Raw genomic sequence first — 1,762 nt, forward strand, 5'->3', positions numbered from 1 at the left:
TTAAAGTTAAAACTTGATACATACGTATATGAAACGAAGATAAAAAAAGAAAAACGAGCAGCCTAATATTTCAAGGAGTGGTATGGTGATGATAAAACGACCGCAAAAAGGATCGCCTCGTTGGATGACGACTTTTACTGATTTAACGATGTTGTTATTGACTTTTTTTGTACTATTAGTTGCTACATCAAAACAAGATACAGTAAAATTATCGAAGATGCTTGAAAAGTTTAGTGATGCAGAACAAGTGGATGCGAAAGTAATGGAAGGTACAATACCAGATATTTCACATGAAAAAAATGATGAAAAAGCAGTTTCAAAAAAACGAATGGATGAATTGTATAAAAAGTTAAAAGCATATGTAGATAATAATGGTGTTAGTCAAGTGAATGTATATCGAGAAGATACAGGTGTTAGCATCGTTATAGTAGATAACTTAATATTCGATACAGGTGATGCGAATGTTAAGCCGGAAGCAAAAGAAGTAATTAGTCAATTAGTAGGGTTCTTTCAATCGGTACCAAACCCAATTGTTGTAGAAGGACATACAGATAGTAGACCGATTCATAATGAAAAATTTCCTTCCAACTGGGAATTATCTTCAGCACGAGCAGCTAATATGATTCACCACTTAATTGAAGTGTATAATGTAGATGATAAACGATTAGCAGCGGTAGGATATGCGGACACAAAACCAGTAGCATCAAATGATTCACCGCAAAATTGGGAGAAAAACCGGCGCGTTGTAATATATATTAAAGAATAATATATTTCCATTTTATTAATAAAATAATAAAAATACAGAAATTCTTTTAAAAAAATATTAAATTTTCTCGTTTTATTTTGTATAATGAGTGAGAATGATAAGGTGAAATATTAAGATATATTTATACATAGAGGGAGAGAACCAAAAAGAATGGCACATAAAATTTTAGTTGTAGACGATGCGATGTTTATGCGAACAATGATTAAAAACTTATTAAAAAGTAATTCAGAATTTGAAGTTATCGGTGAAGCAGAGAATGGGGTAGAAGCGATTCAAAAGTATAAAGAACTTCAACCTGATATTGTAACACTAGATATTACTATGCCAGAAATGGACGGACTTGAAGCATTAAAAGAAATTATGAAAATTGATTCGAGTGCAAAGGTTGTTATTTGTTCTGCAATGGGACAACAAGGTATGGTATTAGATGCAATTAAAGGCGGGGCAAAAGACTTTATTGTAAAGCCATTCCAAGCCGATCGTGTTATCGAAGCTTTAACAAAAGTAGCAAATAGCTAATATAGAAGGGGTGCCACAAAGAATCAAATCAATGATAGCGGATAGACGTGTGGCCCCCTTTTTTCTCGTTATAAAACACTAAATTGTTATACATAAATGAAATGTTTGTTAGACAGGTAGGGGATTAAAATGCAAACAGATCTATTAAATATATTTTTTGAAGAAGCAGAAGAACATTTACAGTCGCTAAATGAAAATGTGCTAAATTTAGAACAGAATCCTGCCGATATGGGTGTTGTAGGGGAAATATTCCGCTCAGCTCATACATTTAAAGGTATGTCTGCGAGTATGGAATTTGCGGAAATGGCAGATTTAACTCATAAGATGGAAAATGTTTTAGACGAAATCCGTCATGGAAATATGATGGTGAATGCTAATATTATTGATGTTATTTTTGAGTGCATTGATAATTTAGAAAAGATGGTTACAGATGTGCAGCAGGGCGGAATGGGTAATATTGATGTTGTATCTACAAAG

3 protein-coding genes are annotated in these 1,762 nt (G+C 32.9%); all 3 read left to right on the top strand.

Annotated features, from left to right (window positions below):
- The first annotated feature begins 88 nt into the window (after window positions 1–88).
- Window positions 89–766, top strand: coding sequence for an OmpA family protein (locus tag AC1DJR_RS28670; protein ID WP_002012067.1), 678 nt, complete (start codon window positions 89–91; stop codon window positions 764–766).
- A 150-nt stretch (window positions 767–916) separates the two neighbouring features.
- Window positions 917–1,285 (top strand): response regulator, encoded by a 369-nt coding sequence (locus AC1DJR_RS28675; RefSeq protein WP_000940577.1) that lies wholly within the window; start codon window positions 917–919, stop codon window positions 1,283–1,285.
- A 129-nt stretch (window positions 1,286–1,414) separates the two neighbouring features.
- Window positions 1,415–1,762 (top strand): Hpt domain-containing protein (locus AC1DJR_RS28680; protein ID WP_477004119.1); only part of this gene is annotated, 348 nt, incomplete at its 3' end.

This window comes from Bacillus sp. 05T31 (genome assembly GCF_056396725.1).

Coding starts and splice junctions, on each gene's coding strand:
- AC1DJR_RS28675 (WP_000940577.1), top strand. CDS start 917: ATGGCACATAAAATTTTAGTTGTAGACGATGCGATGTTTATGCGAACA.
- AC1DJR_RS28670 (WP_002012067.1), top strand. CDS start 89: ATGATAAAACGACCGCAAAAAGGATCGCCTCGTTGGATGACGACTTTT.